Annotated in this window: 19 protein-coding genes; 4 read left to right on the top strand and 15 right to left on the bottom strand. The window is 73.1% G+C overall.

Annotated features, from left to right (window positions below):
* The first annotated feature begins 35 nt into the window (after positions 1-35).
* Positions 36-179 carry a hypothetical protein gene (locus tag LE181_RS12505; RefSeq protein ID WP_225661317.1) on the top strand — a complete coding sequence of 48 codons (144 nt, stop codon included), beginning with the start codon at positions 36-38 and terminating at the stop codon, positions 177-179.
* Positions 176-484: a hypothetical protein gene (locus LE181_RS12500; protein ID WP_225661316.1), complete on the top strand. Its 309-nt coding sequence runs from the start codon at positions 176-178 to the stop codon at positions 482-484. Before LE181_RS12505 ends, LE181_RS12500 begins: the two co-directional genes overlap by 4 nt.
* 19 nt (positions 485-503) lie before the next feature.
* Here the strand turns inward: LE181_RS12500 and pdxR are convergent, their stop codons facing one another.
* Entirely contained in the window at positions 504-2,039 is a 1,536-nt protein-coding gene (gene pdxR / locus LE181_RS12495) for a MocR-like pyridoxine biosynthesis transcription factor PdxR (RefSeq protein WP_225661315.1), read from the bottom strand.
* A gap of 47 nt (positions 2,040-2,086) precedes the next feature.
* On the opposite strand from pdxR, the gene LE181_RS12490 reads away from it, so the two are divergent.
* The gene (locus LE181_RS12490; protein WP_225661314.1) at positions 2,087-2,560 is read left to right on the top strand and encodes a carboxymuconolactone decarboxylase family protein; all 474 of its coding nucleotides are present in this window, start codon (positions 2,087-2,089) and stop codon (positions 2,558-2,560) included.
* Positions 2,561-2,657: 97 nt separating this feature from the next.
* Here the strand turns inward: LE181_RS12490 and LE181_RS12485 are convergent, their stop codons facing one another.
* The 12 genes from LE181_RS12485 to LE181_RS12430 form a co-directional block, all read right to left on the bottom strand.
* Complete coding sequence (locus LE181_RS12485) at positions 2,658-3,635, bottom strand: ABC transporter substrate-binding protein (RefSeq protein WP_225661313.1); 978 nt, start codon at positions 3,633-3,635, stop codon at positions 2,658-2,660.
* Positions 3,632-5,596, bottom strand: coding sequence for an ABC transporter permease (locus LE181_RS12480; RefSeq protein ID WP_225661312.1), 1,965 nt, complete (start codon positions 5,594-5,596; stop codon positions 3,632-3,634). Before LE181_RS12480 ends, LE181_RS12485 begins: the two co-directional genes overlap by 4 nt.
* Complete coding sequence (locus tag LE181_RS12475) at positions 5,593-6,666, bottom strand: quaternary amine ABC transporter ATP-binding protein (RefSeq protein ID WP_225661311.1); 1,074 nt, start codon at positions 6,664-6,666, stop codon at positions 5,593-5,595. Before LE181_RS12475 ends, LE181_RS12480 begins: the two co-directional genes overlap by 4 nt.
* Complete coding sequence (locus tag LE181_RS12470) at positions 6,666-8,198, bottom strand: GMC family oxidoreductase (protein WP_225661310.1); 1,533 nt, start codon at positions 8,196-8,198, stop codon at positions 6,666-6,668. Before LE181_RS12470 ends, LE181_RS12475 begins: the two co-directional genes overlap by 1 nt.
* Positions 8,199-8,254: 56 nt before the next feature.
* Positions 8,255-9,763 (bottom strand): aldehyde dehydrogenase family protein, encoded by a 1,509-nt coding sequence (locus tag LE181_RS12465; protein WP_225661309.1) that lies wholly within the window; start codon positions 9,761-9,763, stop codon positions 8,255-8,257.
* 163 nt (positions 9,764-9,926) lie between these two features.
* The gene (locus LE181_RS12460; RefSeq protein ID WP_225661308.1) at positions 9,927-10,808 is read right to left on the bottom strand and encodes a serine/threonine kinase C-terminal domain-containing protein; all 882 of its coding nucleotides are present in this window, start codon (positions 10,806-10,808) and stop codon (positions 9,927-9,929) included.
* A gap of 13 nt (positions 10,809-10,821) precedes the next feature.
* The gene (locus LE181_RS12455) at positions 10,822-11,343 is read right to left on the bottom strand and encodes a hypothetical protein (RefSeq protein ID WP_225661307.1); all 522 of its coding nucleotides are present in this window, start codon (positions 11,341-11,343) and stop codon (positions 10,822-10,824) included.
* Positions 11,340-12,851 (bottom strand): AbeC-like domain-containing protein, encoded by a 1,512-nt coding sequence (locus tag LE181_RS12450; protein ID WP_225661306.1) that lies wholly within the window; start codon positions 12,849-12,851, stop codon positions 11,340-11,342. The genes LE181_RS12455 and LE181_RS12450 overlap by 4 nt, the downstream gene beginning before the upstream one ends.
* Positions 12,852-13,123: 272 nt before the next feature.
* Positions 13,124-14,113: a malate dehydrogenase gene (locus tag LE181_RS12445; RefSeq protein WP_225661305.1), complete on the bottom strand. Its 990-nt coding sequence runs from the start codon at positions 14,111-14,113 to the stop codon at positions 13,124-13,126.
* Between the two features lie 162 nt (positions 14,114-14,275).
* Positions 14,276-15,370, bottom strand: coding sequence for a helix-turn-helix domain-containing protein (locus LE181_RS12440; protein WP_225661304.1), 1,095 nt, complete (start codon positions 15,368-15,370; stop codon positions 14,276-14,278).
* A gap of 475 nt (positions 15,371-15,845) precedes the next feature.
* Positions 15,846-16,763 carry a helix-turn-helix domain-containing protein gene (locus tag LE181_RS12435; protein WP_225661303.1) on the bottom strand — a complete coding sequence of 306 codons (918 nt, stop codon included), beginning with the start codon at positions 16,761-16,763 and terminating at the stop codon, positions 15,846-15,848.
* On the bottom strand, positions 16,760-17,485 hold the full coding sequence (locus tag LE181_RS12430) for a helix-turn-helix domain-containing protein (protein ID WP_225661302.1): 726 nt from the start codon (positions 17,483-17,485) through the stop codon (positions 16,760-16,762). Before LE181_RS12430 ends, LE181_RS12435 begins: the two co-directional genes overlap by 4 nt.
* 356 nt (positions 17,486-17,841) lie before the next feature.
* On the opposite strand from LE181_RS12430, the gene LE181_RS12425 reads away from it, so the two are divergent.
* Positions 17,842-18,243 (top strand): peptidoglycan-binding domain-containing protein, encoded by a 402-nt coding sequence (locus LE181_RS12425; RefSeq protein WP_225661301.1) that lies wholly within the window; start codon positions 17,842-17,844, stop codon positions 18,241-18,243.
* 130 nt (positions 18,244-18,373) lie between these two features.
* Here LE181_RS12425 and LE181_RS12420 read toward each other — a convergent pair whose 3' ends face one another.
* On the bottom strand, positions 18,374-19,591 hold the full coding sequence (locus LE181_RS12420) for an NADP-dependent isocitrate dehydrogenase (RefSeq protein ID WP_225661300.1): 1,218 nt from the start codon (positions 19,589-19,591) through the stop codon (positions 18,374-18,376).
* A gap of 122 nt (positions 19,592-19,713) precedes the next feature.
* On the bottom strand, positions 19,714-20,067 hold a 354-nt coding region (locus tag LE181_RS12415; protein ID WP_225661299.1), incomplete at its 5' end, for a DUF3017 domain-containing protein.

Here is a 20,067-nt window from a genome sequence, read left to right as displayed (position 1 = left end):
GCCCGACACGCGCCATCGATGCCAGGGGAGCAGCCATGACCAGCGGCGACGGACTGCCGCCCGAAAAGCGGTGCGACGACTGCGGTGGCACGGGACGGACGGCGTGGGAGGCACCCGACGGCAGCAGGGTGACGACGTCCTGCAGCGGCTGCGCCGGCACGGGCAGGGTGCTGGCATGAGCCTCTTCCCCTCGGAGAGCTACGGCGCCGACCTGCCGCCGGAACGGGTGCCGGTCGGGCAGGCCGCCTGTCCCAAGTGCGAAGTGCGCCCCATCAAGCTGGCCGGCGCGCGGACCTGGCTGTGCCTGGCGTGCTACGCCGCCGAGTACCGGGAGCTGGCCCGGCAGGCGGGCCGTTCCCAGAGGTTCGGGCCCGCGCTGATCGCCGGGCCGCAGTGCCCGGTGTGTGGCGGCAGTGACGTGGACGCCAACGGCCGCCTGTGGTGGTGCGTGCCCTGCCAGATGGTCCAGCGCGTCCGGCACTGACCGCGGCCGTCTTCCTTCGTCAGTCGGCGGGCGGCAGCACGCTCAGCAGCGCCTCCAGCGCGCCGGGGAAGGCGTGTTCCGGCGGGGTGCCGTAGGCGACGAGGAGGCCGTCACCGGTCGACGTGCCCGGGGCCGGCGCCCCGGCCGGTGCCGCCGGGTGGCGGAAGCGGTCCAGCCCCTCCAGGGCCAGGCTCTGCCAGGCGGCCGCCTGCACGGTGGTGCGTTCCGTCCCCTGCGGCAGCTCCAGCACGGCGTGCAGGCCGGCGGCGATGCCGGTGACGCGCACGTGCGGGGCGCGTTCGGCCAGGGCCGCGACGAGCTGGTCGCGGCGGCGGCGGTAGCGCAGGCGCATGGAGCGCACGTGCCGGTCGTAGGCCCCGGTCTCGATGAAGTCGGCGAGGGTGAGCTGGTCGAGCGCGCTCAGGCCGTACTCCCCCGGGCGCTTGAGCTCCAGCACGTCCCCGAGCAGATGGTCCGGGAGCACCAGCCAGCCCAGGCGCACCCCGGGGGCGAGGGCCTTGCTCGCGGTGCCGCAGTAGACGACGTTTTCGGGTGCCAGGCCCTGGAGGGCGCCCACGGGCTGGCGGTCGTAGCGGAACTCGCCGTCGTAGTCGTCCTCGATGACGACGGCGCCGGTCCGCGCGGCCCAGGCGACGACGTCGGCGCGGCGGTCGGGGTGCAGGGGGACACCGGTGGGGAACTGGTGGGCGGGGGTGAGGAGGGCGGCCCCCACGTTCCGCCATGCGTCCAACTCGGCGACGACGGCGCCGTGATGGTCCAGCGTCAGGGGCCGCGGGCGCAGGCCGGTGTCCTCCACGATGCCGTGGTGCACCCAGAGCCCGTGCGACTCCACGCCCATCTCGCGCACGCCCCGGCGGAGCAGTGCCCGGCCCAGCAGGGCCAGGCCCTGCGTGAAGCCGGCGCACACCACGATGCGTTCGGGGTCGGCGCGGACGCCGCGGGCCCGCGCGAGGTAGCCGGCGAGGGCCGTGCGCAGCTCGGGGCGTCCCCGGCCGTCGCCGTAGCCGAAGGCTTCGTGCGGGGCGGCGGCCAGGGCGCGGCGGACGGCGGCCAGCCAGGCGGCGCGGGGGAAGACGGAGACGTCGGCGTGGCCGGGGCGCAGGTCGTGCAGCGGGCGGACGGGCGTCGGGGGCAGCGCGGCGCTGCGGGCGGCGGGCCGCCGCGGGGTGGGGGCGGTGCGCCGGGCGACGCGCGTGCCGGAGCCCTGCCGGGCGGTGAGCCAGCCCTCGGCGACGAGTTCCCCGTAGGCGTCGGCGACGGTGTTGCGGGCCAGCCCCAGGTCGGCGGCGAGGGACCGCGAGGAGGGCAGGCGGGTGCCGGGGGTCAGCCGGCCGGACCGTACGGCCTCGCGCAGGGACCGGGTGAGCGCGGCCCGCACGCCGCGGGCGCCGGCCCCGCCGGCGAGGTCCAGGTGCAGGTCCGCGCCGAGGACGGCGGGCACGTCGGCCGCCGCGTCGGCGTCCGGGGGCGCCGGGGCGTCCACGGGTGTCGCCGCCCGGGCGGCCGCATCGTCAATGGCCCACGTTCTCTCCATGGAAATGGACCATACTGCTGGGCTGATCCGGTCGTAGTGTCGACGTCATGGCAACCGAAACCACTGGCCCGCACGGCCCGCGCATGCACTTCCACAAGCTCGCCCCCGAGGTCTCGAAGGCGATGTTCGCCCTGGAGAAGGCGGCCCGCCAGGGCCTGGACCCGACGATCATCGAGCTCGTCAAGATCCGCGCCTCGCAGCTCAACCACTGTGCGTTCTGCCTCGACATGCACACCAAGGACGCCCGCAAGGCGGGCGAGACGGAGGAGCGCATCCACCTCCTCAGCGCCTGGGAGGAGGCGGCCGGCTTCTACACGGAGAAGGAGCAGGCGGCCATCGCGCTCACCGAGGCCGTCACCGTCCTCACCGACGGCTTCGTGCCGGACGAGGTGTACGAGCGGGCCGCCCGCCACTTCCCGGAGCAGGAGCTGGCCCAGCTGCTCGCGATGATCATCACGATCAACGCCTGGAACCGCATCGGCGTCACCACGCGCCTGGTCCCCGGCTCCTACCAGCCCTGACCGGGGCGCGGGCAAACGCCTCGGCCCTCCCGGACCCGAAAGGACGCCGGGCGGGCCGGTGACGGCCCGCCCGGCGTCCGGGGTCATGGGACGGGGATCACTGCTTCAGCCAGGGCTTCCACACGTCCGGGTGCCGCTGCACCCACCGCTTCGCGGCCTCGTCGGCCGAGAGCTTGTCCTCGGCGATCATCTGCGCGACCTCGTTCTGGTCGGCCTTCGACCAGTGGAAGCTCTTCAGGAACCGGGCCGCCTTGCCGCCCTTCTTCGCGAACTCCGTGTTGAGGTACTTCTTCAGCGGCGTGGTGGGGTACGCGCAGTCCACCGTCGCCGGGTCCGCCGCGCCCTTCTCCGCGCAGGCGTCGGTGTACTCGGGGAGCTTCACCTCGACCATGGGGACCTGGTTGAAGAGCCACTGCGGCTCGTACCAGTAGGTCAGAAAGGGCTTCTTCTCCTTCGCGAACTGCTTGAGCTGCGTGATCTGGGCGGCCTCCGAGCCGGCGAAGACGACCTGGTAGTCCAGCTTCAGGTTCTTCACCAGCGCCTTGTCGTTGGTGACGTAGGACGGCGAGCCGTCCAGGAGCTGGCCCTTGCTGCCGCTCTCGGGCGTGCGCAGCTGTGCCGCGTACTTGTCGAGGTTCTTCCAGTCCAGGACGTCGGGGTGCGCGTCGGCGAAGTACTTGGGCACCCACCAGCCGATGTGGCCGGTGACCCCGAGTTCACCGGCGTCGGTGACCGTCTTCTTGTCGGCGACGTAGCGCTTCTCCTGGTCCGGGTGGCCCCAGTCCTCCATGAGGGCGTCCACGCGGCCCTGGCTGAGGGCGTCCCAGGCCGGGACCTCGTCGACCTGGACGGTGTCGACGCGGTAGCCGAGCTCCTTCTCCAGCAAGTACTTGGCGACGGCCGTGTTCGCCCGGGCACCGACCCAGGACTGTACGGACAGCGTGACGGTCTTCCCGTCGCCCGCCGCGTTCGCGTAGGGCGAGGACTGGCGCGTCATGTCGGCGGCGCCGCAGCCGGTGGCCGTGGCCAGCAGGGCCGCGGCCGCGACGACCGTCCACGGGGTGCGCTTGTTCATCGGGTCGCCTCCTTCGTCGGCTGTGTCACGCGGTCGAGCATCAGTCCCAGGCAGGCGATCGCCGTTCCGGCCATCAGTCCGGTGGCCAGGTCGCCCTGGGCGAGGCCGAACACGACCTCGTAGCCGAGCGCGCCTCCGCCGACGAGGGCGCCGATGATGACGACGGACAGCACCAGCACCACGGCCTGGTTGACGGCCAGCAGCAGCTCGGCGCGGGCCAGCGGGAACTGCACCTGCCGCAGTTGCTGCCCGCCGGTCGCGCCCAGCGAGCGCGCGGATTCGAGGGCCGCGGGGTCGGCCTGGCGCAGGCCCTGGCTGACGATGCGGACGACGGCGGGCAGCGCGTAGACGATCGCGGCCGCGGCGGCCGGGGCACGGCCGATGCCGAAGAGGGCGACGACCGGGATCAGGTACACGAACTGCGGCATGGTCTGGAAGACGTCCAGCACGGGGCGCAGCAGCCGGTCCACCCGGGGGCTGCGGGCCGCGGGCACGGCGACGGCGAAGCCGAGCACCAGCGTGACGGCGACGGCCGCGAGCACCTGCGAGAGGGTGTCCATGGCGGGCTCCCAGCGGCCCAGCACGCCGATCGCGGCGAGCGAGAGCACTGCCGTGAGGGCGGTGCGCCAGGTGCCGATGAGCCAGGCCAGGGCGGCCACGAGCGCCAGGGCGCCCCACCAGGGGAGGGCCTGCAGGCCGTCGCGCAGGGGGTCGAGGACCCAGCCGGTGTACTGGGCGGCCCAGTCGGCGGTGCCGCCGATGCCGGGGATGCCGTTGTAGAGGTGTTGGACCATCCAGTCCTTGGCCTCGTTGACCGGGCCTGCGATGGCCACCGTCCAGTGGGCGGGCCATGTGGTGCCGGCCAGGCGGCCGAGGGCTACGGTCGCCGCCGCGGCCACGGCCCATGTGGTTGCCGTTCGGGTGCGGCTCCGCGGTGAGTTCTGTGCCCCCCCGTTCCGCCCTGCGGAACGATTGCCCACAGAACGATCCAGCACGATCGCCAGGAGGACGATGGGGATGCCTGCTGTCAGGGCTGCGCCCACGTCCACCGTGGACAGGGACTGGTAGACGCGGTCGCCCAGGCCGTCCGCGCCGATGACCGAGGCGATGACGGCCATCGACAGGGCCATCATGATGGTCTGGTTGACGCCCAGCAGCAGTTCGCGCCGCGCGAGCGGCAGGCGGGCCGTCAGCAGCCGCTGGCGGCCGGTGGCACCGAGGGAGTCCACGGCCTCCAGCACGCCCTGGTCCGTGCCGCGCAGACCCAGCGCGGTGAGCCGGGCCATCGGCGGGGCCGCGTAGACGACGGTGGCCAGGACGGCCGGGGCCACGCCGATCCCGAAGACCAGGACGACGGGCAGCAGGTAGGCGAAGGCCGGCAGCGCCTGCATGGTGTCCAGCACGGGGCGCAGCCCGCGGAACATGCGGTCCGACAGGCCGGCCGCGAGGCCGAGCAGCGCGCCGACGGCGACCGAGGCCGCCACGGCGACGATCATCAGGGCGAGGGTGCGCATCGTGGGCACCCACATGCCCAGCAGTCCGCACACGGCGAACGACACCAGCGCGGTCGCGCCGGCCCGTACGCCGGCCAGGCGCCAGGCGAGCAGCGACGCGCCCGCCGTCACCCCGGCCCAGCCGAGGGCGAGGAGCACGACGTACACGGCACGCACCGCGGTGATGATGGCGTTGCTGATGTGGCCGAAGAAGTGCAGGAAGAGCCAGTGGCTGTCGCGGTTGTCGATGATCCAGTCGTTGGCCCTGCCGAGCGGGCCGTCGAGGGAGACGGCCAGCTCCGACGGCCACGCCCCGCTGCCCCAGCGGGCGGCGGCGAACGGCGCGAGGGCGGCGGTGACCGCGGCCAGCAGCAGGAGCTTGCGGGCGGCGGGCCGCTGCCAGGCGGCGCGGAGCGCGCCCGGCGGAGCGGCGGCCTGGGGGGCGACGGTGGTGGCGGCGCTGCTCATGCCACGGCCTTCCCGAGCGACTGGACCCGGTCCAGGCCGGCGACGATGCTCAGCAGGCTCTTGAAGTCGACGATGCCGAGGCACCGGCCGGAGTCGACGACGCGGGCGGGGCTGCCCGTGCGGGCGACGGCCTCGATGGCGTCGGCGACGGTGGTGGCGGGGTTCAGGGCGGGGCCGTTCTCGGCCTCGCCGGAGCTGCGCACCGGGCGCATGGCCCGGCGTACGGTCAGGACCTGCTCGCGCGGCACGTCGCGGACGAAGTCGCGGACGTAGTCGTCGGCCGGGGAGCCGACGATCTCCTCGGGGGTGCCGCACTGCACGACGCGGCCGCCGCGCATGAGCGCGATGCGGTCGCCGACGCGCAGGGCCTCGCTGAGGTCGTGGGTGATGAAGACCATGGTGCGGCCCTCGTCGCGGTGCAGGCGTACGACCTCTTCCTGCATGTCGCGGCGGATCAGCGGGTCGAGGGCGCTGAACGGCTCGTCGAACAGCAGCACTTCGGGGTCGGCGGCCAGGGCGCGGGCCAGGCCGACGCGCTGCTGCTGGCCGCCGGAGAGCTGGGCGGGCCGGCGGGCCTCCATGCCGGCGAGGCCGACCTTCTCCACCATCTCGGCGGCCCGGGCGCGGCGTTCGGCCTTGGCGACGCCCTGGATCTCCAGCCCGTAGGCGACGTTGTCGAGGACGGTGCGGTGCGGGAGGAGGCCGAAGTGCTGGAAGACCATGGCGGCCCGGTGGCGGCGCAGGTCGCGCAGGGCGCCCTTGTCCATGCCGCACACGTCCTCGCCGTCGATGGCGATGGTGCCGCTGGTGGGCTCGATGAGGCGGGTCAGGCAGCGGACGAGCGTGGACTTGCCGGAGCCGGAGAGGCCCATGACCACGAAGCACTCGCCCTTGCGGACGTCGAAGGAGACGTCGCGGACGGCGACGGTGCAGCCGGTCCGCTCGCGCAGTTCCTCGGGGGACAGGCCGGCCAGTTCGCCGCCCGGCACGCGTTCGGCCTTGGGGCCGAAGACCTTCCACAGGTTGCGGACGGAGAAGACGGGCGCGGCGTCGGTATCGGCAGCAGGCATTACGCCTCACCCCCAGGGGTCGTGGCCTCGGCAAGCAGTTCGGCGCACTTCTCCCCCACCATCAGGACGCCGATCATCGGGTTCACGGCCGTCATGGTCGGGAAGACCGATGCGTCGGCGATGCGGATGTTCTTCAGGCCCCGGACGCGCAGCTGCGGGTCGACGACGGCCTCGGTGTCGTCGGCGGCGCCCATGCGGCAGGTGCCGGCCGGGTGGTAGACGGTGTGCGCGACCTTGCGGGCGTACTCGCTGAGGTCCTCGTCGGAGGTGACGTCCGGGCCCGGGCAGACCTCGCGCTTGAGCCAGCCGGCCAGCGGCTCGGCCTTGGCGATCTCGCGGGCGATCTTGATGCCGTCGACGAGGGTGCGGGCGTCGTAGTCCTCCTCGTCCGTGAAGTAGCGGAAGTCGAGGGCGGGCTTGACGGCCGGGTCGGCGCTGGTGAGGTAGAGGCGGCCGCGGCTGCGCGGCTTGGGGATGTTGGGGGTCATCGACACGCCGTGCCCGGGCTTTTCGTAGCCGAGGCGCTCGGGGTTGTCGGTGAAGGGGATCTGGTAGAAGTGGAACATCAGGTCCGGGCCGTTGGCGTCCGGGTCGCGGCGCACGAACAGGCCCGCGTCGGAGTCCATCGCCGAGTTCTCGGGGATGGGGCCGTCCGTCTCCCACACGATGACCGATTCGGGGTGGTCGAGGAGGTTCTCGCCGACGCCGGGCAGGTCGTGGACGACGGGGATGCCGAGGGCCTCCAGGTCGGCCTTGGGGCCGATGCCGGAGTGCAGCAGCAGCCGGGGGGTGTCGACGGCGCCGGCGCAGACGAGGACCTCGCGCGCGGCCTCGACGTAGATCTCCTCGCCGTCCTTGGTGCGCACGTGCACGCCCTTGGCGCGGGTGCCGTCCAGCTCCAGCTTGTGCGCCCAGGTCTCCAGCATGATGTGGAGGTTGGGGCGGTCGAGGAAGGGGTGGAGGTAGGCGACCGAGGCGGAGGAGCGCTTGTTGTTCTCGGGGTGGTAGGCGAGGTCGAAGAAGCCGACGCCCTCGTGGAAGGGCTGCCGGTTGAAGCCCTCGACGCGGGGCACGCCGACGGCCTTCTGCGCGGCCTCGACGAAGTCGCGGGCGATGGCGTTCCGGTCCTTCTCGTCGACCGCGACGATGTTGTTGCGCAGCCGGGCGAAGTACGGGTCCATCGACGCCGCGTCCCAGCCGTCGGCGCCGGCCTCGGCCCACTCGTCCCAGTCGCCGGGCAGCGGCTTGAAGGAGATGAGGGTGTTGTGCGAGGAGCAGCCGCCCAGGACGCGGGCGCGGCTGTGCCGGATGTGGGAGTTGCCGCGCGGCTGTTCGGTGGTCGGGTAGTCGTAGTCGAGGTCGCCGCCGAGCAGGCCGAGCCAGCGGCGCAGGGTGAGGACGTCCTCGCGGTCGACGTCGGTGGGGCCGCCCTCGATGACGGCGACTCTCACGTCGGGGTCCTCGGTGAGGCGGGAGGCGATGACGGAGCCGGCGGTACCGCCGCCGATGACGACGTAGTCGTAGACAGGCATGGGGGGATGAACTCCTTCTGCGGCAGGAATGTTCTTCGCTTGACGAGTGCGGGGCGTCAACCCGCGAACCAGCGCACCGGCTTGGGGTCCAGGTTCTGGTAAATGTGCTTCGGCTCGCGGTACTCGGCAAGCCCCGTGGGACCCAGTTCGCGTCCTGTTCCGGACTTGCCGAAGCCGCCCCACTCCGCCTGCGGCAGGTAGGGGTGGAAGTCGTTGATCCACACGGTGCCGTGGCGCAGCCGGCCGGCCACGCGCCGGGCCCGGCCCGCGTCCTTGGTCCAGACGGCGCCGGCCAGCCCGTACTCGGTGTCGTTGGCGAGCGCCACGGCCTCGTCCTCGGTGTGGAAGGTCTCCACGGTGAGGAGGGGGCCGAAGGTCTCCTCGCGGACGACGCGCATCGCGCCGTGGCACAGGTCGAGGACGGTGGGCGCGTAGAAGTAGCCGTTCTCCGGGCGGACGGCACTGGGCTCGGGGCGCTTGCCGCCGCAGCGCAGGGCCGCGCCCTCGGCGAGGGCGGAGGCGACGTACGCCTCGGTCTTGGCGAGCTGCTGCGCGGAGACGAGCGGGCCGCACTCGACGCCCTTCTCGGTGCCGCGGCCGAGCTTGATCCGCTCGGCGCGGCGGGCGAGTTCGGAGACGAAGCGGTCGCGGACGGACTCCTCGATGATGAGTCGGGAGCCGGCCGAGCAGACCTGGCCGCTGTGGATGAACGCGGCGTTGAGGGCCTGGTCGACGGCGGTGTCGAAGTCCTCGGGGGTCTCGCAGGCGTCGGCGAAGACGACGTTGGGGTTCTTGCCGCCGAGTTCGAGGGCGACCTTCTTGACGGTCGGGGCGGCGGCGGCCGCGACCCGGGTGCCGCTGGCGAGTCCGCCGGTGAAGGAGACGAGGTCCACGTCGGGGTGCTCGGCGAGGCGGGCGCCGACGGGGTCGCCGGCGCCGGTCACGAGGTTGGCGACGCCGTCGGGCAGTCCGGCCTCGGCGAGCAGTCGCACGAGGTGGACGGTGGACAGCGGGGTGACCTCGCTGGGCTTGATGACGAAGGTGTTGCCCGCGGCGAGCGCCGGGGCGATCTTCCAGCTCGCCTGCAGGAGCGGGTAGTTCCAGGGCGTGATCATCGCGCAGACGCCGACGGGCTCGTGCACGACGACGCTGTGGACGGTGTCGGATCCCGCGTCGACGACGCGGCCCGCACCCTCGCTCACCACCAGGTCGGCAAAGTAACGGAAGGCGTCGCTCACGCAGTCGACGTCGATGCGGCCCTCTTCGAGGGTCTTGCCGGTGTCGCGGCTCTCGGTGAGCGCGATCTCCTCGCGGTCGCGCTGCAGCAGTCCGGCCACGTGCCGCAGCAGTGCGGCCCGGTCGGCGACGGGCGTGCGCGGCCAGACGCCGGCGCCCCCGTCGAACGCGCGGCGGGCGGCGGCGACGGCCGCGTCGGTGTCCTCCGCGCTCCCCTCGGAGACGACGGCGAGGATCGTGGCGTCGGCGGGGTCGAGCACCTCGCGCTGTGCGCCGGACGCGGCGGCGCGCCACACCCCGTCGACGTGGATGGTCTCGACTGACGACATCACTCTCTGCCTTCCGGTTCTCAGACGGTCCCGTCACCGGCCGGCACGACGGCCGGACCGGCAACGGGACGCCCATAACCAGAAGGGCGAAACCTATGCCTCCTTTTTCACGAAGAGTGACACGGGTCACTCGGAGTACACGCTTTCCGGTCGGGTGGCCGGGTCAGCCGGTGCACGCTCCCGTGGGGCAGAACGAGGCCACCAGGGCCTGCAGGACCCGGGCCGTCGCGAACCGGTCGGCCGCGGGGCCGGCCGACAGCAGCGCGTACTGCTTCCCGTCGGGCGCGGTGCGGGCGTGGATGATCACGTGGCGGGTGGTGCGGTCGGTGAGCGTGTAGGTGTACTCCAGCTCGGCGGGGTTCCCCGCCCCGCCGACCCGGGCCAGCCGGGCCTCGCGGTAGTCGGCGTAGAGGGAGACGTACTTCCTGGTCTGCACGAGCGAGTCGTAGGGAGTGGGCCCCGGCGGGTTCAGGGTGAAGACCTGGATCAGGCTCCTGCCGCCCGGTGCCCGGTAGAAGACGCTGGCCCCGTCGACGCTGCGCGTCCAGCCCGTGGGCACGTCCAGCCGGAAGCCTGCCGGGTCCAGGGTGCGGACGAAGCGGTCCGGGAAGCCCGTGCCGGCGAAGGTGCCCGGGGTGGGCGTCGGCGCGGGGGCGGGGGCCAGCGTGAAGCCCCCGGAGGGGCCGGTGCCGCCCGTGGGGCGGCTGGTCGGGCCGTAGCTCGCGGTGGGGCCGGGCGTCACCGGGGCGGAGGCGCCGGGGACCCCGCGGGAGCGGTCGTCGTCCCCGTCGTCGCGGACGAGCGCCCAGACGCCGGTGCCGATGGCGCCCGCCAGGACGATGCCGGTCAGGACGCCGGCGAGGACCGACGCGTGCGAGGGCCCGGCGGGCGGCCCGGGCGGCGGGCCCGGCGGAGGCGGCGGGACGAGGAACACCTCGGGCTCGCCGGACGCGCCCGGCGGCTCCGCGGGGTGCGGCGCGCCCGGTGCGGACGGTGGGGACGGTGGGGCGGACACCCATTTCTGCTGGTCGGCATCCCAGTACATGGCACTCGCCGCCTCAGCCCAGTAAGGAGCTGATCGCCTGCACGACGGCGACGGCGGACGCCAGTCCGCCGACGGCCGTGGCGCCGCCGGTCAGCAGCTCGCGCAGCCGGGTCAGCCGTCCGGAGCGGGTCCGCCCCTGCGTGCGGGCGTCCTCCTCCAGCCCGGCCAGCTCCGCGTCGAGCGCGTCGAGCTGCTCGGTGCGGGCGAAGCGGGGCAGGTCCAGCTTCAGCTCGCCCACGGCCGCCAGCAGCTCGGGCGTGACCGCCAGCAGCTGCCGCGAGGCATCGACCGCCTCCGCGTTCTCCCCGGTGGCGGCCGCGCCACCGCTCATGTCGAGGACGGCCATGCCGCCCTCGCCCGGCATCCGCAGCCCCTCCGGCACCACCACGGGGGCGGACTCGCCGCCGTCGGCGGGCCGGCCGGTGCGCTCCGAGCGGTCCTCGGCCCGGGCGCCCTTGCCGGAGGCGGCCGCGCCGCCCGTCATGCGGCCGATGAACATGCCGCCCTTGCCGTCGTCGTTCCTCTGGTCCGTCATCGTCCCCCGCTTCCTGTGAGGTGCTTGGCCTCGGCGCCGGCCCCCTGGGCCACGGCGCCGCCGCTCATCGAGCCGATGTAGATGCCGCCTTCGCTGATCTGCACGATCTGCTGCTCGAACTGGTCCGTCTCGTAGCCCTGGGAGCGCAGTGCGTCCCGGACCCCGCTGGCGATCCGGTCCTGGACCGTCTTCACGTAGCGGCTGACGTCCATCTCCTGGAACAGCGAGACGTGCTTGGCCGCCGCCAGCTCGCGCACGGAGTCGGCCGGTCCGTCCGGCACGGCGCGCCGCGGGTCGGCGAGCCAGGTGCGGAAGCCGGAGACGGCCGAGCGGACCGTGGAGACCGCGGCCGCGAAGCCGGCGGCGGGGGCGGTCAGCAGGGCGCGCACGCCGTCGCGCAGCAGGTCGTCCTCGCCGCGGGCCGCGATCACGTCGACGGCGCGGAACTCCGGCCGGACCGGCGTCAGGACGTGCGGGACGACCTCCAGGACGAGCATGCCGCCCTGGGTGTGCACCCTGACGAGCACGGAGACGACCACCTGCTCGTCCCAGGCGCCGACGCGCACGCGCAGGAAGTAGCGGCGCGCCTCGCCGCCCTCGTTGACGGACTCCGCCAGGTGCCGGCGGACGCTGTGCTCCTCGTAGTCGACCATGGGCCGCTGCGGGCCGACCGGCAGGTAGACGAACTCCTCGATCTCCAGGTCCTTCAGCCGGTCCCGGCTGCTCTCGGCGGCCCCCTTGCGCAGGGCCTCCAGCCGGGGCCGGATCAGCTCCACGATCGTGCGGCCGGTGAAGGGCGGGGTGCCGTTCGGGGCGGGGTCCCCGGCCTGCTTGCGCTGCTTGAGCTCCAGGGCGAACGACCACGGTTCGTAGGGGAATCCCATGCCGATGAACGGCCGGGACGGGTCGTAGATGGTCAGCCCCGCGTACTGCTCGCGGTCGATGGCGCGGGCGATCCGCCGGTGGTGGGCGGAGTCGGGGAACGCCCGCGGCCGGCTGCGGAAGACGTCGCGGCCCAGCTCGTCGCGCATCACGGCCGCCACCCGCGCGCGGTGCGCCCATACGGGCACCGCGAGCAGCAGCGGGAAGATGATGCCGACCCAGTTGTTCGCGCCCTCGGACAGGGCCCAGAAGGTCAGCGCCCAGTACCCGAGCGTCAGCGCGGGCACGCCCACCGGGAGCAGGACGCGCAGGGCCCGCAGGGCGCCGCTGCCCCGCAGGGCCTGGCGCAGGGTGCGCTTGTCGACGACGTAGGCGGCCGAGCCGCGCCCGGCGGCGGCGTAGGCGGCCCAGTGGACGAGGCAGACCAGGGCGTACGCGCCCGACCAGAGCGGGGCGGGGGTGCCTTCCGGGGCGGAGGCGACGTCGACGGCGACGAAGCCCACCCAGAGGCCCAGGAGGAGGGTCGCGGTCAGGGTGTCCTGAGCGCGGGCGCGCAGTGCGTGGGTGAGCACCGGCACCACGTCCACGCCCAGCGAGGGGGCGATGGGTCTTTCTTCGTGTTCCACCAGCTCTTCGATGACACGGCGGCGGAAGTCGATGTCGAGGTAGGTCCCCGCGCAGAGTAACCGGGTGGCCTCTGTCGGGGCGTCTTGAGCGGATTGACTCATTTCTGTCCCCCGATCCGTCGAACTCATGTGTCGATTACATGAGTTGACGTATTTTCGGAAGACCTCAGAATAAGCCAGAAGGCCCGCCGGTGACCCCTGTCGGGGCCGACTGGCGGGCCGTGTGGGAACCGATCGGGTGCGACCGATCAGTCAGTTCCGGTCCGGTGTGATCAGATCAGGCCGAGACCGCGGACGGCGTCGCGCTCCTCCACCAGCTCCTGCACCGAGGCGTCGATGCGGGCGCGGGAGAAGTCGTTGATCTCCAGGCCCTGGACGATCTCGTACTTGCCGTCCTTGCAGGTGACGGGGAAGGAGGAGATGAGGCCCTGCGGGACGCCGTAGGAGCCGTCCGACGGGATGCCCATCGAGGTCCAGTCGCCCTCGGCGGTGCCGTTGACCCAGGTGTGGACGTGGTCGATGGCGGCGTTGGCGGCCGAGGCGGCCGAGGACGCGCCACGGGCCTCGATGATCGCCGCACCGCGCTTGGCGACGGTCGGGATGAACGTGTCGGCCAGCCACTGCTCGTCGTTGACGACCTCGGCGGCGTTCTTGCCCGCGACCTCGGCGTGGAAGATGTCCGGGTACTGGGTGGCGGAGTGGTTGCCCCAGATCGTCAGGCGGCGGATCTCGGAGACCGCGACACCGGTCTTCTTCGACAGCTGCGAGATCGCGCGGTTGTGGTCCAGGCGGGTCATCGCGGTGAAGCGCTCGGCCGGGACGTCCGGAGCGGCGGCCTGGGCGATGAGGGCGTTGGTGTTGGCCGGGTTGCCGACGACCAGGACCTTGATGTCGTCCGCGGCGTGGTCGTTGATGGCCTTGCCCTGCGGCTTGAAGATGCCGCCGTTGGCCTCCAGGAGGTCACCGCGCTCCATGCCCTTGGTGCGCGGGCGGGCGCCGACCAGCAGCGCGACGTTGGCGCCGTCGAAGGCCACGTTCGGGTCGTCGGTGATCTCGATGCCGCGCAGCAGCGGGAAGGCGCAGTCGTCGAGCTCCATGGCGGTGCCCTCGGCGGCCTTCAGGCCCTGCGGAATCTCCAGCAGGCGCAGCTTGACCGGCACGTCCGCGCCGAGGAGGTGACCGGAGGCGATGCGGAAGAGCAGCGCGTAGCCGATCTGACCGGCCGCGCCGGTGACGGTGACATTGACGGGAGTGCGGGTCATGGCGGTCTCCTGCTGCGAACTGGTGGGTGTCCCTGCCCGGGTGTGTCGATCTCTCTTGGTGTCAAGAGATCCGGCGTCAGGCTATCCGACCCGGCACGCCCCCGGCCGCCGACCCGGTGTGGGACGCCTCACCGTCCGCTCCACCGGGCTCCTCCGCACTCCTCAGCCGGTGGGCCCGGGCTCCGCCGGGGCCGAGGCCCGCGGCACCGTGCACCCCTTGCGGCCGGACAGCAGCGTGGCGCACGCCGACGCCTGCCCCGGCCCCGGCACCGCGACCATGCGCGTGTGACCGTCCGTGCCCCGCTCGACCCGGCCGCTCTCGGTACGGGCCCCCGCGCCCGTACCGCTGATGCGCAGCCCGTCGCCCGGCACGGCCTGGGTGATGCGGGCCCATGCGGCCCCGCACACCTTGCTGTACCGCACCTCCAGATAGGAGGTGCCCACCGTCGCGGAGCCGGCCGTCGTGGCGTGCCGGCCGCCGCATCCCATGTCCTCGGGGTCCTTTCCCGAGCAGTCGCCGCCGGTGCACTTCACCCCGGCAGGGGGCGCTGCCGCGCTGCTCACGCCCGGCGTGGCGACGGTGCCCCCGGCCACCTTGCCGTCGTCGCCGTCCGCACCCAGCAGCAACACGCCCGCGACGGCCACGAGGAGGGCACCCACGGCGCCCACGGCGAACAGCACCGCCGTGCGCCGCCGCCGGCCGGGCCCGCCGGGGCCGTGCAGCGGGATGGCCTTGGCCCGCACGTCGGGCGACTCCGGCGGACGCGGCAGCCCCGTGCGCACCGGGGCGCCCTCGCTGCGCAGCGCGGTGCGGACCTTGCCGCCCGCCCTCTCCTCCCGCCCCTGCCGCCCTTCCTGTCCCTGCCGTGTCGCCCCGGCCCGCCGGCCGGCCTTGACCGGCTTCTGCGGGGCCGGGCCGAACTCGCCGAGGGCGGCGCGCGCCTCGGCGACCTTGACGGCCTCCATCGTCACGTCGTGCCGCAGCTCGGAGCGGCTCCAGGCGCGCTCGGCCAGCTCCCACATCGTGCCCAGGTGGCCGACGTCGGTGCCCGTGACCTCGGCCAGCGCCTCGGCCGCCCCGCGCGGGGGCAGCAGCCGGCCGTTGAGGTACCGCTCCCAGGACGTCTTGCTGTAGCCGGTGCGGTCGGCCACGGCGGCGATGCTCAGCCCGCTGCGCTCGACGAGTCTGCGCAGCTGCTGGGCGAACTCGCGCACCTGCGGGTCGAGTTCCTCCGGTAGCGCCCTCCAGCGAGGCATTGCCCTCCCCCTGTCCCCCGGTCCGTACGGTGGTGGTCCCCCGTGTCGCTGTGCGTCCCCTCCACAGCCTCGTTCCCGGCTACCCACGGGGATGCCCGAAACCAGCATGTCAGTTCCCAACCGGGCGGCGCACGGTGGCACTTGGGGTTGATCAAGGCCGTGGGGCGCACGCCCCTGGAGCACGCCCGGCGGCCCTCCCCGGCGGCCGGGCGTCACCGGGCGGTGACACGGGCGGGCCTTTTGATACGGAAAGCGGACCTGGTACCGGACGTGTCACGTGCGGGCCACAGCGGCCCGCCCGGCCTTGATCCAGGCCGGCACGGTCTTGATCATCAACGTGAGCGGCGGCCCGTCCTCCCACGGGGGTGGAGGACTGGTCGCCTGCTCTCTCCACCTCGTTCATTACCCCTGTGCCGCGCCTCCCACTCGGCCCACACACAAAGACATGCGACACAGGCGTACGGCCGGCGGGTCCTCACCCTCCGGACGGCGGCGGCGTGAAGCACTCGGGCCGGCCGTCGCCTGCGGGCAGCAGGCAGACGCGCGCCGTGCGGGGGTCCTTCGCCACCGACATGCCGGTCACCAGGTAGTCCATGGTGTCCTGCCGGCTCGCGGCCTCCAGCCTCTTGACGTCGGCACCCGGCACGGACAGCTCGACCCGGTCACCGAGGCGCAGGTGCCACGCCCGCACCCACACGGTGCCGCAGCTCTCGCCGTAACGGAGCTCGACCCGCTGCCCGTCGGCCCCCAGACGCTGGGCGACCACCGTCGGCGAGGGCACGTCGCAGCCCATGTCCTTCGCCTTCTCGCCGTCGCACTGCTCCCCCTCGCAGGCCGGCTCCCACCGCTGGGCGTACGGGGACGTGGCCGCCGGGCGGTCCGGCCCCTGCCCGCCGGGCGCCCGCTCGCCCGACGCCCGCTCGCCGGACGTCAGGAGCAGGGCCGTGGCGACGGCGGCGGCGACCGCGACGACGCCCGATACGACGTACGCGGCTCCGGAACGCCGGCCGAGGAGCCTCCGCAGGCCGCCGCCCCCGCCGGAAGCGGAACCGGACGGGTCCGGCCCGGCCGCGTCGCCGGCCCCCGGCCCCGGGACCTCCTCGGCCACCCCGGGTCCGGGCCCGGGCGACGCGGACCGTCCGCTCCACGCCTGCTCCGCCAGCTCCCACAGCGCCAGCAGCCGCCCGGGCGGCTCGTGCGCCAGGGCGCACAGCGCCTCGACCGCCTGCCTCGGCGGCAGCTTCTTCCCGTTGAGATAGCGCTCCCAGGACGACTTGCTGTACGGCGTGCGCCCGCCGAGCGCGGCCAGGCTCAGCCCCGTGCGGTCCTTCAGCTCGCGCAGCCCCGCGGCCAGCCGGCCGCACTCCACCGGCAGGGGACGTGCGGTGCTCACCGGCGCAGCTCCCCCCAGGTGTCCGGCCCGACGATGCCGTCGACGACCAGCCCGCGCTCCTTCTGGAAGCCCTTGGCCGCCTCCATGCTCCGCGGACCGTAGGACCCGTCGGTGATGCCGGGGTCGAAGTGGTGGAACTTCAGCAGGCACTGGGCCTCCACGACCTCCCAGCCCGAGGTCTTGAGCTCCATCAGCGTGGTGCGGGTCGAGCTGTACCCGGCGGTCAGCCCGCCGGCCTTGCGCTTCACCTCGCACGGGCGGGAGCGGCCCTTGACGAAGACGAACGGCTCCTGGGAATTCCCGCCGCCCCCGTCCCGGGGCGCCGCCTCGTCGTCCCGCCAGGGGTGCGTGAGCAGCAGCGTGGCGACCAGGGCCACCGACAGTACGATCACCGCCCCGACGAGCGCCCGGGTCCGCCGCCGCGCGCTGCGCCGCGCCCGTTCGGCCTCGTCGTCGAAGGCGCCCTCCTCCCCGGCGGGCGCCTCGTCGGACCACGCGTCCGCCGCGACCTCGTGCAGCACCAGCAGGCGGACCGGGTCCGCTCCGCACACCAGTGCCAGCTGCTCGACGGCGTCGGCCGGCGGCAGCAGCCTGCCGTTGAGGTACCGCTCCCAGGAGGAGCGGCTGTAGGAGGTCTTGGCGGCCAGTGCGGCGAGGCTCAGCCCGCTGCGGTCCTTGAGTCTCCTCAGCTGGACGACGAGTTGACGCACGCGCTCGTCCAACGAGACGGGTAATTCCTTCCAACGCGGCATGTTCCACCCCATACGCGCCAAACAGCCCCCGAGGCAACGAGCCCCCTATGCCGCACATGATGGCGACACGGGGGCACGGGTTTCCGCCCCGTACGACGGGGGCCGTGTGTTCCGGCCACCCGCGCGGCGGCTCCGGCGTCCCACCGCGACGTCGTGGGACCCGTCGTCCTCGCAGGTCAGGGCGTGGGACGTCCCACGTCGACCCAAGGGACCGCGGCGATCTGGCAGTTGCGGATGTGGCGCATCAAAGTCAGTCCTGCAAGCCGGGCGGCGACGCGGTCCACCCCGTGTCGCCGCGCCCACCACCAGGGGAGGAACCCGAACCCATGAACGTACGCAAGCGCATCGCAGCGGGCATCGTCTCGGCAGCCTTCGTCGGCGGCACCATGGCCGCCATCGCACCGGCAGCGCATGCGGCCCAGCCGACCGCTCAGGAGCCGGCGTCCGTCAGCGTCGCCGCGAAGTGCAACCTGACGGCCGGCATCGGCTGGTACTGCGGCTACTACAAGGGCAGCGACTACACCGACTTCGGCGACCGCGGCCCCAAGGTGAAGGAGATCCAGGCCCTCATCAAGTACACCAGCTCGTACACGGGCAAGCTGGCCGTGGACGGGGACTTCGGCAAGGACACCCTCGCCGCGGTGAAGTGGTTCCAGAAGAACTACGGCGGGGGCCAGGCGGACGGAAAGGTCGGGCCGAAGACCTGGAAGGCTCTGCGCGGCAAGTAAGCACGGCACCGTACAGCCCGGCGCCGGGCCTGCCCCGGCTCCTTAACCGGAAGCCGGTGAAATAAACGCGGCGGCCCGTCCTCTTTCGGGGGAGAGGACGGGCCTCCGTCACCCGTGCGGGTGCACGCGCCTACGCCGCGGTCTTCTTCCGCAGGTTCTCGTCCAGCGCCGCCAGGAACTGCTCCGTCGTCAGCCACGGCTGCTCCGGACCGATCAGCAGCGCCAGGTCCTTGGTCATCCGGCCGCTCTCGACGGTCTCGACGCAGACCTCCTCCAGCGCCTGGGCGAACGCCGTGACCTCGGGCGTGCCGTCCAGTGTGCCGCGGTGGGCCAGGCCCCGCGTCCAGGCGAAGATCGAGGCGATCGGGTTGGTCGAGGTGGACCGGCCCGCCTGGTGCTGCCGGTAGTGGCGGGTCACCGTGCCGTGGGCGGCCTCGGCCTCGACGGTGCGGCCGTCCGGCGACATCAGGACGGAGGTCATGAGGCCGAGCGAGCCGAAGCCCTGGGCGACGATGTCGGACTGCACGTCGCCGTCGTAGTTCTTGCAGGCCCAGACGTAGCCGCCGGACCACTTCAGCGCCGCGGCGACCATGTCGTCGATCAGCCGGTGCTCATAGGTCAGGCCCTTGGCGTCGAAGCCGGCCCTGAACTCGGCGTCGAAGACCTCCTGGAAGATGTCCTTGAAGCGCCCGTCGTACTTCTTCAGGATCGTGTTCTTGGTGGACATGTAGACCGGATAGCCGCGGGAGAGGCCGTAGCGGAACGAGGCACGGGCGAAGTCCCGGATGGACTCGTCGAGGTTGTACATCGCCAGCGCGACGCCGGCGCCGGGGAAGTCGTAGACCTCCAGCTCGACCGGTTCGGAGCCGTCCTTCGGGGTGAACGTCATGGTGAGGGTGCCCTCGCCGGGGACCCTCAGGTCGGTCGCGCGGTACTGGTCGCCGAAGGCGTGGCGGCCGACGACGATCGGCTCGGTCCAGCCCGGGACCAGGCGCGGGACGTTCTTCATGATGATCGGCTCGCGGAAGATCACGCCGCCGAGGATGTTGCGGATCGTGCCGTTGGGCGAGCGGTACATCGCCTTGAGGCCGAACTCCTCGACCCGCGCCTCGTCCGGGGTGATGGTGGCGCACTTGACGCCGACCCCGTGCTCCCGGATGGCGTGCGCCGCGTCGACGGTCACCTGGTCGCCGGTCGCGTCGCGGTGCTCGATCCCCAGGTCGAAGTACTTCAGCTCGACGTCGAGGTAGGGCAGGATCAGCCGGTCCTTGATGAACTGCCACATGATGCGGGTCATCTCGTCGCCGTCGAGCTCGACGACGGGACGGGCCACCTTGATCTTGGTCATGATCCGGAACGTCCCTCTCGCGCAGCAGGGGTGCCCCGACGCCAGGACACTGGCCGAGCGTCCCGACGTCGCGACGTCTGCGGGGCCGGCGCCGTGGACGGCCCCTCGACAGACACCTTGCGCTACCGGACGGTGAAGTGCAGCACGTCGTCCAGGAAAGGGATCTTCAGCCAGGCGTGCGGTTGGGCCATCAGGGCGAGCAGCACGATCGCCAGGCCCATCCCGCCGTAGGTGAACATGTCGGTGAAGCGCGAGCGCACCGCCAGCATGCCCACGTCGGGCAGCGCCCAGCGCAGCACCGCTCCGCCGATCATGGCCAGCCCGATCAGGAGCGCCCCCACCCGGAACGCGTCGAACGCCACGACCAGCAGGCCCAGGCCCGTCGCGCCCAGCACCGCCAGCAGCGGCCACTGGCGGGCCGGCGCCGGGGCGTCGCCGGGCGCGGCGCGCCCGCCGCCCTCGGGGCGGGCGGTGTC

Source organism: Streptomyces sichuanensis, assembly GCF_020328095.1.
GTDB classification, from domain to species: domain Bacteria; phylum Actinomycetota; class Actinomycetes; order Streptomycetales; family Streptomycetaceae; genus Streptomyces; species Streptomyces cinnamoneus.
Note: the sequence above shows the minus strand (reverse complement) of the source record. Positions and strands in the feature narration are given on the sequence as shown.